Source organism: Mycobacterium sp. 3-98 (assembly GCF_035918355.1).
Lineage (GTDB): Bacteria > Actinomycetota > Actinomycetes > Mycobacteriales > Mycobacteriaceae > Mycobacterium > Mycobacterium intracellulare.
The window spans coordinates 1,492,880-1,506,497 of the sequence record NZ_CP142360.1; the positions used below are offsets into that span (position 1 = coordinate 1,492,880).

The following is a 13,618-nucleotide window of genomic DNA, read 5'->3' on the forward strand; positions in this document are numbered from 1 at the left end:
CTTCTTGCGACCTTCTTGCGACGTTGCGCGACAGTCACGCCGGGCACTTGAGCTTAGCTCGCGCACGGTGTGGCTTGCGTCAATGTCCGTCAAGCGAAATGCCGTTTTGCGGCTAGGGTGACTGTCGGAAACGGCCACCGACGAGCGGGGTTGCGCGATGCCGGAGATCGACTGGAAAACGTTGCGGGACAAGGCAATCCAGGCATCGGAAGGGGCCTATGCGCCGTACTCGCGGTTCGCAGTGGGTGCGGCCGCGCTGGTCGACGATCACCGCGTGGTCACCGGGTGCAATGTGGAGAACATCTCATATGGCCTTGGTCTCTGTGCCGAGTGCGCCGTGGTGTGCGCCCTGCATTCCACCGGCGGCGGCCGGCTGGTCGCGCTGGCGTGCGTGGACCAGCGCGGATCGGTGCTCATGCCGTGCGGGCGATGTCGCCAGGTGCTGCTCGAACACGGCGGTCCCGAGTTGCTGATCGACCATCCGCGCGGGCCGCGCCGGCTCGGCGACCTCCTGCCGGATGCCTTCGGTCCCGACGACGTGGCCGCAGGGCGCCGCTGATGCCGCCCGCCTTCGACGCGCCCACGGTGATCAGGACCAAGCGCGACGGCGGCCGGTTGTCCGACGCCGCCATCGACTGGGTCGTCGACGCCTACACCGCCGGCCGGGTGGCCGAGGAGCAGATGGCGGCCCTGCTGATGGCGATCCTGTTGCGGGGCATGGATCGCGGCGAGACGGCCCGGTGGACGTCGGCGATGCTGGCCTCGGGCGAGCGGCTCGACTTCAGCGACCTCGGCGTCCCCACGGTCGACAAGCACTCCACCGGCGGGGTGGGGGACAAGATCACCCTGCCCCTGGTGCCCGTCGTCGCCGCGTGCGGCGCCGCGGTGCCGCAGGCGTCGGGCCGCGGGCTCGGCCACACCGGCGGCACGCTGGACAAGCTGGAATCCATCGCCGGATTCACCGCCGCGCTGTCCGGCCGGCGGGTGCGCGACCAACTGCGCGACCTCGGCGCGGCCATCTTCGCCGCCGGTGACCTGGCCCCGGCCGACGCCAAGCTGTATGCGCTGCGCGACATCACCGCCACCGTCGAGTCGCTGCCGCTGATCGCGAGCTCGGTGATGAGCAAGAAGCTGGCCGAGGGGGCCGGCGCGCTGGTGCTCGACGTGAAGGTCGGTTCCGGGGCGTTCACCGACTCGGAAGCGCAGTCCCGCGACCTGGCGAGCGCCATGGTCGCGCTGGGCGCCGCGCACGGGGTGCCCACCCGCGCGCTGCTGACGGACATGAACACCCCGCTGGGCGCGACCGTCGGCAACGCCCTCGAGGTCGCCGAGTCGCTCGAGGTGCTGGCCGGGGGCGGGCCGCCCGACGTCGTCGAGCTGACGCTGCGGCTGGCCTCCGAGATGCTCGAGCTGGCCGGCGTCGACGGCCGCGATCCCGCCGAGACACTGCGGGATGGCACCGCGATGGACCGGTTTCGCCAGCTCGTCGCCGCCCAGGGCGGCGATTTGTCGGTGCCGCTGCCGATCGCTCGGCATGCCGAGACCGTGACTGCCACCCGGGGCGGCACAATGGGCGATATCGACGCGATGGCAGTGGGGCTGGCGGCTTGGCGGCTCGGAGCGGGCAGATCCCGTCCGGGCGATCGCGTGCAGTTCGGCGCCGGCATCCGGCTGCATCGCCGCCCTGGCGAGCCGGTCACGGCCGGTGAGCCGCTGTTCACCCTGTACACCGACACCCCGGAGCGCTTCGGCGCGGCGCTCGCCGAGCTGGACGGCGCCTTCGGCGTCGGCGACGCCGCCCCGGCTTCGCGTCCGCTGATCATCGATCGGATCTCGCAATGACCGCGCCGCTGGGCCTCGAGCAGATCCGCAAGGCCCCCAAGGCCCTGCTGCACGACCACCTCGACGGCGGGCTGCGCCCGTCGACCGTGCTGGAGATCGCCGGGCAGACCGGCTACGACGAGCTGCCCGCCACCGACGTCGACGAGCTGGCGACGTGGTTTCGCACGCGTTCGCACAGCGGCTCGCTGGAGCGCTACCTGGAGCCGTTCTCCCACACCGTCGCGGTGATGCAGACCCCCGAGGCGCTGCACCGCGTCGCCTACGAGTGCGTCGAAGACCTGGCCGCCGACTCGGTGGTCTACGCCGAGGTGCGGTTCGCACCCGAGCTGCACATCGACCGCGGGATGTCCTTCGACGCGATCGTCGATGCCGTGCTGGCCGGATTCGCCGACGGTGAGAAGGCCTGTGCCGGCGCGGGCCGTCCGATCGTGGTGCGCCTACTGGTCACCGCGATGCGGCACGCGGCGGTGTCCCGCGAGATCGCCGAGCTGGCAATCCGGTTCCGGGACAAGGGCGTTGTCGGCTTCGACATCGCCGGCGCCGAGGCCGGCAACCCGCCGACGCGCCACCTGGACGCCTTCGAGTACATGCGAGACCACAACGCGCGCTTCACCATTCACGCCGGCGAGGCGTTCGGCCTGCCGTCCATCCACGAGGCGATCGCGTTCTGCGGTGCCGACCGGCTGGGGCACGGGGTGCGGATCGTCGACGACATCGACGTGCTGCCCGACGGACAGGTCCGGTTGGGTCAGCAGGCGGCGATCCTGCGGGACAAGCGAATTCCGCTGGAACTGTGTCCGAGCTCGAACGTGCAGACCGGCGCCGTCAAGAGCATCGCCGAGCATCCGTTCGACCTGCTGGCCCGCGCCCGGTTCCGGGTGACCGTCAACACCGACAACCGGTTGATGAGCGATACCTTCATGAGCCGCGAGATGCTCCGCCTGGTGGAGGCGTTCGGCTACGGCTGGAGCGACCTCGAACGGTTCACCATCAACGCGATGAAGTCCGCGTTCATCCCGTTCGACGAGCGGCTGGCCATCATCGACGAGGTGATCAAGCCGCGATACGCGGTGCTGATCGGCTGAGCCGCCGGTGCGACGTTCTCAGATGTGCCCGGGCATCCCCATCGACGGGTCGGCCGCCGGCATGGGTGGTGGCTCCACCATCGGCGGCGGGGCCATCGGCGGTGGTTCTACGGGGGCCGCGGCCATGGGCGCCAGCGGTTCCGGTGGCGGCGCAATGGGCGGCGGGGGTGGCGGCGGGGCGTACGGGCCACCCGCGCACGCCGGGTCGCTGGGCATGCTGATGCAGCTCAAATCCGCGGGGCCGGTGGGCGCCCCGCCCATGGCGTACGGGCCGCCCTGGCACTGCGCCAGCCCCGGCATCCCCGCACATCGGGGATCCGACGGGTTGGTGGGAAGGCCGGGATCGGGATCGTCGAGCGGCGCGGCGGGTGTGCGCGCGAAGCCGGGTGCCGCGTTCGCCGGGATCGTCGCACCCGTCGTGGCCGTCCCCAAAATCGACAGGGCCACAGCCGTTTTCGTCATCGTGCCGCGCAACCTCGAGGCCGTCACCCAGGTCATCGTTCCCCCCGATACATGCGGACCGGGAGCGCTGCGCCCCCGCGTTATTCGATCAGTCTGCTCCATCGCGGCCAAATCCGGTAGCCCAGAACGGATCCGGGTCGACGGACAGGCCGATGGCGCGGACCGTGCCGGCCAGGTGGGTCTGCACCGCGGTCGCCGCCCGCGCGCGATCGCCGTCGCGCAGGGCTTCGGCGATACCCCGATGCTCCTCGAGAATCGTGGCCACCCGGTCGGGGTCGCGCAGCGTCGATTCGCCGATCATCCGCATCTGGCGGTCGCGCAGGGACGCGTAGAAGCCGGACAGGATGGCGTTGCCCGACTCCTGCAGCGTGATGGCATGGAAGGCGCGGTCGGCCTCCACGAATTCTCGCCAGTTTGCCGCGGCGGCCGCGTCGCGTTGCCTGGCAAGCTCGCCGGACAGGCGCCCGAACACGGCGGCGCATGCGGCGCCGCCGCGCCCGATCACCTTGCCCGCCGCGAACTGCTCGAGCACCAGCCGCGCCTCCATCACCGCGCGCACCTCGTCGGGCGACACCGGAACCACCAGGGCCCCCCGCTGGGGATACAGGCGCAGCAGCCCCTCGGCCTCCAGCCGCAAAAACGCCTCGCGCACCGGCGTGCGCGACATCCCCAGCGCGCTGGCCACGTCGCCCTCGCTGATCAGCTCGCCGCCGGGGAACTCGCCGGTGAGCACCCGCGTCTTGACGTAGTCCAGCGCGCGGTCCTTGGCCGTCCCCGTCCGCCTGTCCTTCGCCGCCACACCCGGCCCTTCTGGTAGCTAAGTCGTATCTCAACCGACCAATTGACCGTACACCGGCCGCGTCTAGCTGCGACGTTTGACACTTAGATACAAGATAAATACTATTTAGATACCAGATCCACCTGAGCGGCAAGGGAGACCGACATGCAGCAGCTAGCGAGCCCGAACCTGGACCCGACGGTCCCCGCGCCGATGGTCAACGTCGCCGAGTACGCGTTCGAGGGGCGGTTCGAAGAGTGGGCCGAGCAGGCCGAATACTTCGAGTACTCCAGGGCCGCCAACCCGATCGGCTCGGGGCTGACCCCGCGGGTGCCGATCCGGCGGTTCGGTCCCGAGCTCTACCTTGACGCGCCGACCGGCGTGATCGCGCTGGACCTGTCGGCCGAGCTGGGTGGCCCGGCCGGCGCGGCGACCAGCCCCGCGCTGCTGGCCAACTTCGTGTCCATTCGTGCGAACGAGCACGTCGACACCCACCCCAACGCCACCTCGCAGCTGTATTACGTGCTCTACGGGCGGGGGTTCGCGGCGGTCAACGGCCGCCTGATCGAGTGGGAGAAGGGCGACTTCGTGACGCTGCCCGCCGGCACGCACTCGGTGTTCTACGCCGGCGCCGACACGGCCATGTACTGGGTGCACGACGAGCCCCTGATGCGTTACCTCGGCGCCGACGCGACCCGGCCCCGCTTCCGGGCGACCAAGTTCCGCCGCGCGGACGCCGTCGCCAAGCTGACCGAGATCGCGTCGCGCCCCGGCGCCAACGAGAAGAGCCGCGTCAGCGTCCTGCTGGCCAACGCCGAGCAGGACCAGACCCTGACCATCACGCACGTGCTGTGGGCCATGTTCGGCGTGCTTCCGCCCCATCAGGTCCAGCGCCCGCACCGGCACCAGTCGGTCGCGCTGGACCTCATCCTGGACGCGCCCGTGGCCGGCTGCTACACGCTGCTGGGCACGCGTCTCGACGAGCGGGGCGACATCGTCGATCCCATCCGGGTGGACTGGCAGGCCGGTGGCGCCTTCACCACCCCGCCGGGCATGTGGCACGCCCACTACAACGAGACCGACGAGCCGGCCCACCTGATCCCGGTCCAGGACGCCGGGCTGCAGACCCACCTGCGCAGCCTCGACATCAAGTTCACCCAGCGCCGCGATCTCGCCGCGGGCTGAGCCGGGGCCCGATGCGGGGCCCGGATTCGACGCCTAGTGTGGCTCGACATGAAGGTGCCGCTGCTGGGCCCGGTGTCGCTGACTGGATTCCAGAACCCCTGGTTCTTCCTCGCGCTGCTGGCCGTGCTGCTGGTGATCGGCCTTTATGTCGTGCAGCAATTCGCCCGCCGTCGCCGGGTGCTGCGGTTCGCCAACATGGAGGTGCTGGAGCGCGTGGCCCCGCCGCACCCGAGCCGGTGGCGGCACGTGCCGACCATCCTGCTGGCCACGTCGCTGGTGCTGCTGACCACGGCGATGGCCGGGCCGACGTCGGATGTCCGGATCCCGCTCAACCGCGCGGTCGTGATGCTCGTCATCGACGTCTCGGAATCGATGGCCTCCAACGATGTTCCGCCCAACCGCCTGGCCGCGGCGAAGGAGGCCGGCAAGCAGTTCGCCGATCAGCTGACGCCGGCCATCAACCTGGGGCTGGTGGAATTCGCGGCCAACGCCACGCTGCTGGTGCCCCCGACGACGAACCGCGGCGCGGTGAAGTCGGGCATCGACAGTCTGCAGCCCGCCCCGAAAACCGCTACGGGAGAAGGCATTTTCACCGCTCTGCAGGCGATCGCGACGGTCGGCTCGGTGATGGGCGGCGGCGAAGGCCCGCCGCCGGCGCGGATCGTGCTGGAGTCCGACGGCGCCGAGAACGTGCCGCTGGACCCCAACGCCCCGCAGGGGGCGTTCACCGCCGCCCGGGCCGCCAAGGGCCAAGGGGTGCAGATCTCGACGATCTCGTTCGGCACCCCGTACGGGACCGTCGACTACGAGGGCGCCACCATTCCGGTCCCGGTGGACGATCAGACCCTGCAGAAGATCTGCGAGATCACCGACGGCGAGGCGTTCCACGCCGACAGCCTGGACTCGCTGAAGAACGTGTACACGACGCTGCAGCGCCAGATCGGCTACGAAACCGTCAAGGGCGACGCGAGCCTGGCGTGGATGCTGCTCGGTGCCGTCGTGATGGCCGGCGCCGTGCTGGCCGGCCTGCTGCTGAACCGCAGGCTGCCCGCCTGACCCGCCGGGCGGGCTCGGTCGGTGGACGGGCGCTAGGCCGGCAGGCGCCGGTTGATCAACAGCGCCAACGCCGTCGCGATCAGCGCCGCGAGCACCCCCAGGCGCAGCCAGCCGGAACTGCCGGGTCCCGGCACGGTGCGGTAGCCGATCTCGTTCTCGATCGCGTTGTAGCTCTTGTTGAGCTCGCCGATGTTGGTGGCGGTATAGGGCTGCCCGCCGGAGAGCCGGGCGATCGTCTTCATCTGGTCGGTCGACACCGGGACCGCGACGCGCTGCCCGTCCATCTCGATCTCGCCGCCCTTGGTGCCGAACGAGATCGTCGAGATGGGCACGCCCTCGTCCTTGGCCAGGCGGGCCGCGGTGTAGACACCGTCGTGCGGATCGCTGGGGTTGGAAGGCTTGTTCTCGCGGCCGTCGGAGAGCAGCACGATGCGGGCCGGCGGCGGATTGTCGCCCCCGGTGACCGCCGTGGCGCCGATCGCGTGCAGGGCGGTGAAGATGGCCTGGCCGGTGGCCGTGCTGTCGGCGAAGTCCAGCTTCTTGAGCGCGTCGATGGTCGCCTGGTGCTGCGGCGTGGGCGGCACCAGCAAATAGGGTGTGCCGGCGAAGCCGACCAGCCCGAGGTTGATGCCAGGCGTCAGCTGGCTGGCGAACTGGCTGGCCGCCTGTTCGGCGGCCTTGAGCCGGTTGGGTTCGACGTCGGTCGCCCGCATGGACTGCGACATGTCGATGACGAGCATGATGACGGCGCGGTTGCGCGGGATGCGCATGTCGTGGGTGGGGGTGGCCAGCGCGATCGTCAGCAACGCCAGGCTGAGTAGCGACGCGGCGATCGGCAGGTGCCGCCACGGCGACTGCGCCACGGGGGCGTCGGTGTAGCGGTGCAGCCGTCGGTTGCGACGGGCCTGCACCACGACGTAGACGGCCAGCAGGGCCAGGGGCACCAAACCGAACAGCAACATGGCCGGGCGCTGGAACCCGTACAGCGGCAGCGGGCCGATTCCGGGAAGCGACACGTCACCAACCTAGCCCGTGAAACGCCCTACTCGCGGCGGAGCCGGCCCTCGACGAATTGCTCCAGCTTCTCCCACTCGCGCACCGCCGCGGCGTACGGCGGCGACGGCTTGGTGACCGAGCCGGGTTCGAGCACGGCGGCCACCAATTTGCCCAGCGGCCGGTTGGTTTCGAGCGCCTTGTCCACCGCGGGATCCTCGGAGTAGTCGCCGATGTCGCGGAGCACCTCGACGGCCAGTTCCAGTTGCTCCCGGTCCACGGCCTCGGGCCCGTCGGCCAGGTCGTCGGCCAGGCCGGTGAGCACGTAGATGTTGTCGTCGGTGACCTCGACCGTGAGCGATCCGTCGGTGGCGGCGGTGCGGATGTCGTCGTAGGTGCTCAGATCGGACAGGTCGTGGTCGTGCTCGTCGGCCAGGTAGCGGGCCAGCGCGCGCTCGGACGGGAACACGCTGATCCGTCCGTTGCGGCCCAGGAAGATCGGCTCGTCGTCGAGGTAGCAGCGCAGGGTGAAGAAGGTGCCCGAGCTCGTCATGATCCGGATCGGATCGATGCCGACCTGCAGCCAGAAGTCCTTGTCGCCGCCGAGCACCGCGGTGTCGCCGGCCGCCCGGGCTTCGGTGTCGTCGTCCTCGTCGTCTTCGTCAACTTCGTCGTCAACGTCGTCGTCAATGTCGTCGGCCGCGGATTCCTCGACGGCGTCTTCGGTCTCGTCCTCTTCGCGCTCCTCGGCCAGTTCGTCTTCGGCCTTGGCCGACAACTTGGCGTCGACGTCGGGGGTGGTGGCGATGTCATCGATCGCGCCCAGCACGTCGTCCCAGCTGCGCCCGATGATCTCGGCGATCGCATGCCAGCGTTTGGCGCCGGCCTTGCCGGTGAAGTGCTCGACCCCGCCCGACACCGTCCCCAGGCTGGGGTTGCCGTTGAAGAACTTCGACACCGCCGCCAGCTCGCACACCGATCCGATGGACGACACGATGGCCAGCGTGCCCGCCAGCGCGGACACCGATTCCGCGGTGGGCTTCTCGGAGACCAGCTCCTCGACCGCGACCAGATCGAACTGCTTGTCCTCGGCGGGCTCGAAGTCATGCGCGTGCGCCGACGTCAGGGCCTTCCACGCCGGGTGGTCGGTCAGGTCGTTGTCGGTGTCGGACCGCACGAACGCCACCAGGTCGGCGACGGAGGAGAAGACGAACAGGTCCTCGTCCTTGCCCAGGAAGGCCTCCCACTCGTCGCCGGAGTCACGCCAGCGGGGCGCCCACACGGTGTAGCGGTCGCCGGCGGACAGGCTCAGGCGAATGGGCACGAGGTCAGCAGCCATGCGGCACAGAATAGCGACGACCGGCCAAGGCGCCGCCGGGCAGTGGTCTAGTCCCAGATGTCGGTGATGGGCGCGGCGCTGGCGGCATAGCCCGTCTTGGGTAGCCCGTACATCTGCTCCACCGTGGAAAGCACGTTGTAGTGGTTGATCTGCTCGCTGTAGTTGCCGGGGCGGACGTGCGCGCCGTAGAACACCGTGGGGATCTGGTTGTGGCTGCCGTTGTCGTCCTCGTCGAACGTCAGGATCAGCAGGCTGTTGTTGGCCACCGCCCAATTGGCGTAACCGGACAGCTGGCGATTCAGCCAGGCGTCGGCCTGCGCGATGGACCCGTCGTGCATGTTGTTGTCGTTGTTGGGGATGACGAACGACACGGTCGGCAGGCTGGCGTAGTTGCCCATCGGGAACGCGGAGAACGGCATCGAGTTCGCCGCCGGCACGTTGGTGAAGTTGGCCCACGGCACGTGCTTGCGCGCGTACTTGCCCGCGGTGCACACCGGCGAGCCTACGGTTGGCAGGCCTTCGGCGAAGCCGACGAACGTGTGGCCCGCGGCCAGCAATTCGGATCCGAGATTGGGGGCCGCGCCGGCGTTGATCGGGCACAGGTCCTTGGTCACCCCGAAGGTGTTGCCCGCGAACAGCGCCAGGTAATTCGGTTCGCTGGGGTGGGTTTCGGCGTATGACTGCGTCATGTTGGCGCCCTTGGCGGCCAGGGAGGTGATGAAGGGCGCCGACTTGTTGCCGATGATGCCGTTCTCGGAACGGTTTTCCTCCACCACGATCACGATATGCGCCGGTTGCGGAATGGCCGCTGCCGCAAGGCCTATGCGCGGGGTCAGCGGACTTGCCGCCAGTGCCACCAAAGCGACCACCCCGAGCGCCAGCAGGAGGCGATGCGCCCTGCCGAGTAGGCTTCTCGGACTTCGATTTTCGCGCGACACCCCGGGAGTATACGAACGCGCGTGCGCTGTGGCCGGACGAACGCAAGCGTGTCAGAAGGGCTTTGCCCGATCGTTATATACCCTTCATGGGATGGACGTGCGCGTGATCGACCACCCGCTGGCCGCAGCCCGGCTGACGGTGCTGCGCGACGAACGCACCGACAATGCCGGGTTTCGGGCCGCGCTGCGCGAGCTCACGCTGATGCTGGTGTACGAGGCCAGCCGGGAGGCGCCGCGAAAGTCGGTCAGGATCCGCACCCCGGTGGCCGCGACGGCCGGGACGCGACTGGTCAACCCGCCGCTGCTGGTTCCGGTGCTGCGGGCCGGGTTGGGCATGGTCGAGGCCGCCCAGGCCGCGATACCCGAGGCGGAGGTGGGTTTCGTCGGTGTCGCCCGCGACGAGGAAACCCACCTGCCGGTCCCGTATCTCGAGGCGCTGCCCGACAAACTCGCGCGCCGGCCGGTGATGGTCCTCGACCCCATGCTGGCCACCGGCGGGTCGATGGCCCACACCATCGGCCTGCTGCAGCGCCGCGGCGCCACCGACATCACCGCGCTGTGCGTGGTCGCCGCGCCGGAAGGCCTTGCGGCCGTGCAGAAAGCGGCGCCGGACGCGCGAGTGTTCACCGCCGCGGTCGACAAGGGGCTCAACAAGTCGGCCTATATCGTGCCTGGCCTCGGCGACGCGGGGGACCGCCAGTTCGGGCCGAACCTGTTCACCAGCCCCGCATCGCAGCGACCAGCTCGGCGCGCAGGGCACCGGCGCGCCGCCGCGAAGAATCCAGATCGTCGCTAGGCGCGCAGCGAATCTCCAAGTAGCACTTCAGTTTCGGCTCGGTCCCGGAGGGCCGCACCACCACCCTGACCGACGTGTGGTCGTCACCGCCGGTGAAGATCAGCGCATCGGTGACGTCGGTGAGTTCGGCGGGGAACCCGGCTAGCGTCGCCGGCGGGGTGGTCCGTAGCCGGTGCATCAGCGCGGCCGCCTCGGCGGGGTCGGCGACCCGGCGCGAGATCGCGGCGACGTCGTGCACGCCGTATCGGCGAGCCAGCTCGTCGAGCAGGTCGACGACCGAACGGCCTTGGCGCAGCAGCGTGGCCACCAGGTCGCACACCAGGACCGCGGCGCTGATGCCGTCCTTGTCGCGTACGGCGTCCGGGTCGACGCAGTGCCCGATCGCTTCCTCGTAGGCGTATACCAGGGTGCCGCCGGGGACCTCGGCATCGGCGCGCGCCAGCCATTTGAAGCCGGTGAGGGTTTCGACGTGGACGGCGCCGCGGTGCGCGGCGATGGCCGACAGCATCCGCGAGGACACCAGGGTGCTGGCCACCACCGGCGTTTCGGCGCGCTGCGGCTGGGAAAGAATGTAATCTCCTAGCAGCCAACCGGTTTCGTCGCCGGACAGCATCCGCCACCCCGCTTTGTCGGGAATGCCGACGGCGCACCGGTCGGCGTCGGGATCCAGCGCGATCGCCACGTCGGCGCGCACGTCGGAGGCCAGGGCCAACAGCGCGTCGGCGGCACCCTGCTCCTCGGGGTTGGGGAACGCGACGGTGGGGAAGTCCGGGTCCGGAGCGAATTGCGCTGCGACGGTGTGCACTTGGGCGAACCCGGCGCGGCGCAGCGTCTCCACGGCCACCGCGCCGCCCACCCCGTGCAGGGCCGTCAGGGCGACCCGCGCCGAGCCGGCCCCGCGCCGCAGCCCGGACGCGCGCTCGACGTAGCGCTCGACCAGATCGGCCCGCCCGGGTTCGACGGGGGCCCTGCCGATCTGGTCGGCGGGCGGGGCGTCGGCCATCGCGGCCTCGATCTCGCGGTCGGTGGGGGAGACGAGCTGGATGCCGCCGTCGACGTACACCTTGTAGCCGTTGTCGGCCGGCGGGTTGTGCGACGCCGTGATCTGGATCCCGGCCAGCGCGCCGGTGTGGCGCACCGCGAACGCGACCACCGGGGTCGGCACCGGACCGGGCAGCAACAGCACCGAAAACCCTTGATCGGCAAGCACTTCGGCGGCCACCGTGGCGAATACCGCCGAACCGTGCCGGGCGTCGCGCCCCACGATCACCCGCGCACCGGCCGGGGCGCGCCGCTTGAGCACCTGCGCCACCGCCCAGGTGGCGCGCGACACCACCGCGACGTTCATCGCGTCGGGCCCGCCGCGCACCGGGCCGCGCAGGCCCGCGGTGCCGAACCTCAGGGGACGGGCGAACCGTGCGGCTAATTCTCCCGCGTCGCACGCGGCGAGCTCGGCGGCCGTCCGCGGGTCGGGGTCGTGGGCGATCCACTCCTCGGGCGTCATGGCCCTAAAACCGGGGCAGCCGCTCGAGGATCAGGGCCAGGAGGGCGCCCATCCGGCTGGCGGACGCGGCCCCCGCGGAGAGCACCTCGGCGTGGCTGAGCGGCTCGCCGCCGATGCCGGCGGCCAGGTTGGTCACCAGCGACACCCCGAGCACCTCGGCGCCGGCGGCCCGCGCCGCGATGGTCTCGTGCACCGTCGACATGCCGACCAGGTCGGCGCCCAGCGTGCGCAGCATCCGGATTTCCGCGGGGGTCTCGTAGTGCGGGCCGGGCAGGCCGGCGTAGACGCCCTCGGTCAGCGTCGGGTCGGCCTGGCGGGCGAATTCGCGCAGCCGCGGGGAGTAGGCGTCGGTCAGGTCCACGAATTGCGGTCCGACCAGCGGGGAACGCGCGGTCAGGTTCAGGTGGTCGCTGATCAGCACCGGTTCGCCGACGGCCATGTCCGGGCGCAGTCCGCCCGCCGCATTGGTGAGCACGACCGCGCGCACGCCGGCCGCGCAGGCCGCCCGCACCGGGTGCACGACGTGGCACAGGTCATGGCCCTCGTAGGCGTGGATGCGGCCGACGAGCACCAGCACCCGGTGTGCGCCGATGCGCATCGACAACAGCTCGCCGGTGTGCCCGATCGCGGTGGGCGGCCGGAAGCCGGGCAGGTCGGCCTGGGGCAGCACGGCGGTCTTCCCGATCGCCTCGGTGCCGAGCGCGGCGACCGCCGGCGACCATCCCGAGCCGAGCACGATGGCGACGTCATGCTCGTCGATTCCGGTGCGCTCGGCGATGACCGCGGCGGCGCGGCGCGCGAGGTCGCCTGGGTCGGACGAGGTTTGGGTCACAGCGGGAGCCTAGCCCGGGGACGGCGAGCGCAGGTGAGGCGCGAGTGAGGAGCCGGGCGATCGAACCTGGCCCGGCGACGGTGTCGCCGGTATGTGTCAAGATCTGGCGTATGAGTCTTCGTAGGTGGCCGGTGGTTGGCCCGGTCATTGCAATCGCCGTTGGTGTTGTGCTGTCAGTGGTTTCGGTCACATTCGGCCCGGCGCCGTCGGCCAAGGCGGATTGTCCGAACGTCCAACTGATCTTCGCCCGCGGCACCGCCGAGCCGCCGGGCCTGGGTGTGGTGGGCGACGCGCTGTTCGCCGCCCTGCGGCCCGCGCTGGGGTCGCGCACCGTCGATTCCTATGCGGTGAACTATCCGGCCAGCTACAACTTCCTGACGACCGCCGACGCCGCCAACGACGCACGCGACCACATCGCGGAGATGGTCGACCAGTGCCCGTCCACGCGGCTGGTGCTCGGCGGCTTCTCGCAGGGCGCCGCCGCGATCTCGATGCTCGCCGGGGTGCCGCCCGTCGGCCAGCGCATCGGGAACTTCGGATCGGCGCCCCCGCTGGATCCCGCCCTGGCCAACAAGATCAGGGCCGTCGCGGTGTTCGGCAATCCCGGCAACCGCTTCGACACACCCCTGTCGTCGACGGGCGCGTTCGCCGGCCGCACCATCGACCTGTGCAGCGAAGGCGATCCCGTCTGCGTCGTCGGCGGTCGCGACCGGGATGCGCACCACGACTACTCCGCCCCGCCCTACCCGGGCCAGGCGGCGAGTTTCATCGCCGGGCTGGTGTAGCCCTCAGTGCCTCAGGGCCGTAG

At 70.5% G+C, this 13,618-nt stretch carries 14 protein-coding genes; 7 read left to right on the top strand and 7 right to left on the bottom strand.

From position 1 onward, the window contains the following. Positions 1 to 157 precede the first annotated feature (157 nt). The 3 genes from QGN30_RS07315 to QGN30_RS07325 are packed head-to-tail and all read left to right on the top strand — an operon-like array spanning position 158 to position 2,927. Positions 158 to 559, top strand: coding sequence for a cytidine deaminase (locus QGN30_RS07315; protein ID WP_014712288.1), 402 nt, complete (start codon positions 158 to 160; stop codon positions 557 to 559). Next, positions 559 to 1,842, top strand: a complete 1,284-nt coding sequence (locus QGN30_RS07320) for a thymidine phosphorylase (RefSeq protein ID WP_038537421.1) — start codon at positions 559 to 561, stop codon at positions 1,840 to 1,842. Before QGN30_RS07315 ends, QGN30_RS07320 begins: the two co-directional genes overlap by 1 nt. Then, on the top strand, positions 1,839 to 2,927 hold the full coding sequence (locus QGN30_RS07325) for an adenosine deaminase (RefSeq protein ID WP_008260006.1): 1,089 nt from the start codon (positions 1,839 to 1,841) through the stop codon (positions 2,925 to 2,927). Before QGN30_RS07320 ends, QGN30_RS07325 begins: the two co-directional genes overlap by 4 nt. Positions 2,928 to 2,945: 18 nt before the next feature. Here QGN30_RS07325 and QGN30_RS07330 read toward each other — a convergent pair whose 3' ends face one another. Together QGN30_RS07330 and QGN30_RS07335 are read right to left on the bottom strand one after the other, a co-directional pair. Next, positions 2,946 to 3,389: a hypothetical protein gene (locus tag QGN30_RS07330; protein WP_042792104.1), complete on the bottom strand. Its 444-nt coding sequence runs from the start codon at positions 3,387 to 3,389 to the stop codon at positions 2,946 to 2,948. Between the two features lie 88 nt (positions 3,390 to 3,477). Next, complete coding sequence (locus QGN30_RS07335) at positions 3,478 to 4,188, bottom strand: GntR family transcriptional regulator (protein WP_038537418.1); 711 nt, start codon at positions 4,186 to 4,188, stop codon at positions 3,478 to 3,480. A 144-nt stretch (positions 4,189 to 4,332) separates the two neighbouring features. Here QGN30_RS07335 and QGN30_RS07340 point away from each other — a divergent pair, with 144 nt between their 5' ends. Both QGN30_RS07340 and QGN30_RS07345 read left to right on the top strand, forming a co-directional pair. Continuing rightward, positions 4,333 to 5,352 carry a cupin gene (locus QGN30_RS07340; RefSeq protein ID WP_248923224.1) on the top strand — a complete coding sequence of 340 codons (1,020 nt, stop codon included), beginning with the start codon at positions 4,333 to 4,335 and terminating at the stop codon, positions 5,350 to 5,352. Between the two features lie 48 nt (positions 5,353 to 5,400). Further along, on the top strand, positions 5,401 to 6,408 hold the full coding sequence (locus tag QGN30_RS07345) for a VWA domain-containing protein (protein WP_008259993.1): 1,008 nt from the start codon (positions 5,401 to 5,403) through the stop codon (positions 6,406 to 6,408). Positions 6,409 to 6,440: 32 nt separating this feature from the next. Here the strand turns inward: QGN30_RS07345 and QGN30_RS07350 are convergent, their stop codons facing one another. From QGN30_RS07350 to QGN30_RS07360, 3 genes are read right to left on the bottom strand one after another with little or no spacing between them, the layout of a single operon-like run. Next, positions 6,441 to 7,424 (bottom strand): VWA domain-containing protein, encoded by a 984-nt coding sequence (locus QGN30_RS07350; RefSeq protein WP_014942842.1) that lies wholly within the window; start codon positions 7,422 to 7,424, stop codon positions 6,441 to 6,443. Positions 7,425 to 7,450: 26 nt separating this feature from the next. Continuing rightward, positions 7,451 to 8,740: a protein export chaperone SatS gene (gene satS / locus QGN30_RS07355; RefSeq protein WP_038537414.1), complete on the bottom strand. Its 1,290-nt coding sequence runs from the start codon at positions 8,738 to 8,740 to the stop codon at positions 7,451 to 7,453. Between the two features lie 47 nt (positions 8,741 to 8,787). After that, a complete protein-coding gene (locus tag QGN30_RS07360) occupies positions 8,788 to 9,678 on the bottom strand; it encodes an alkaline phosphatase family protein (RefSeq protein WP_026071214.1) in 891 nt (296 codons plus the stop codon). A 91-nt stretch (positions 9,679 to 9,769) separates the two neighbouring features. Between QGN30_RS07360 and upp the strand changes: the two genes are divergently transcribed. Continuing rightward, positions 9,770 to 10,474: a uracil phosphoribosyltransferase gene (gene upp / locus QGN30_RS07365; RefSeq protein WP_020188467.1), complete on the top strand. Its 705-nt coding sequence runs from the start codon at positions 9,770 to 9,772 to the stop codon at positions 10,472 to 10,474. Here upp and QGN30_RS07370 read toward each other — a convergent pair. Further along, the gene (locus QGN30_RS07370; protein WP_202349380.1) at positions 10,395 to 11,978 is read right to left on the bottom strand and encodes a phospho-sugar mutase; all 1,584 of its coding nucleotides are present in this window, start codon (positions 11,976 to 11,978) and stop codon (positions 10,395 to 10,397) included. The two genes, upp and QGN30_RS07370, sit on opposite strands and share 80 nt — an antisense overlap. Positions 11,979 to 11,982: 4 nt before the next feature. After that, the gene (locus QGN30_RS07375) at positions 11,983 to 12,810 is read right to left on the bottom strand and encodes a purine-nucleoside phosphorylase (RefSeq protein WP_014385715.1); all 828 of its coding nucleotides are present in this window, start codon (positions 12,808 to 12,810) and stop codon (positions 11,983 to 11,985) included. Between the two features lie 170 nt (positions 12,811 to 12,980). Between QGN30_RS07375 and QGN30_RS07380 the strand changes: the two genes are divergently transcribed. Beyond that, positions 12,981 to 13,595 (top strand): cutinase family protein, encoded by a 615-nt coding sequence (locus QGN30_RS07380; RefSeq protein WP_225346341.1) that lies wholly within the window; start codon positions 12,981 to 12,983, stop codon positions 13,593 to 13,595. The last annotated feature ends 23 nt before the right edge of the window (positions 13,596 to 13,618 follow it).

What these genes read in the sequence shown, in the direction of transcription:
- QGN30_RS07315 (WP_014712288.1), top strand. Translation starts at nt 158, where the DNA reads ATGCCGGAGATCGACTGGAAAACGTTGCGGGACAAGGCAATCCAGGCA.
- QGN30_RS07320 (WP_038537421.1), top strand. Translation starts at nt 559, where the DNA reads ATGCCGCCCGCCTTCGACGCGCCCACGGTGATCAGGACCAAGCGCGAC.
- QGN30_RS07325 (WP_008260006.1), top strand. Translation starts at nt 1,839, where the DNA reads ATGACCGCGCCGCTGGGCCTCGAGCAGATCCGCAAGGCCCCCAAGGCC.
- QGN30_RS07330 (WP_042792104.1), bottom strand. Translation starts at nt 3,389, where the DNA reads ATGACGAAAACGGCTGTGGCCCTGTCGATTTTGGGGACGGCCACGACG.
- QGN30_RS07340 (WP_248923224.1), top strand. Translation starts at nt 4,333, where the DNA reads ATGCAGCAGCTAGCGAGCCCGAACCTGGACCCGACGGTCCCCGCGCCG.
- QGN30_RS07345 (WP_008259993.1), top strand. Translation starts at nt 5,401, where the DNA reads ATGAAGGTGCCGCTGCTGGGCCCGGTGTCGCTGACTGGATTCCAGAAC.
- satS (WP_038537414.1), bottom strand. Translation starts at nt 8,740, where the DNA reads ATGGCTGCTGACCTCGTGCCCATTCGCCTGAGCCTGTCCGCCGGCGAC.
- upp (WP_020188467.1), top strand. Translation starts at nt 9,770, where the DNA reads ATGGACGTGCGCGTGATCGACCACCCGCTGGCCGCAGCCCGGCTGACG.
- QGN30_RS07370 (WP_202349380.1), bottom strand. Translation starts at nt 11,978, where the DNA reads ATGACGCCCGAGGAGTGGATCGCCCACGACCCCGACCCGCGGACGGCC.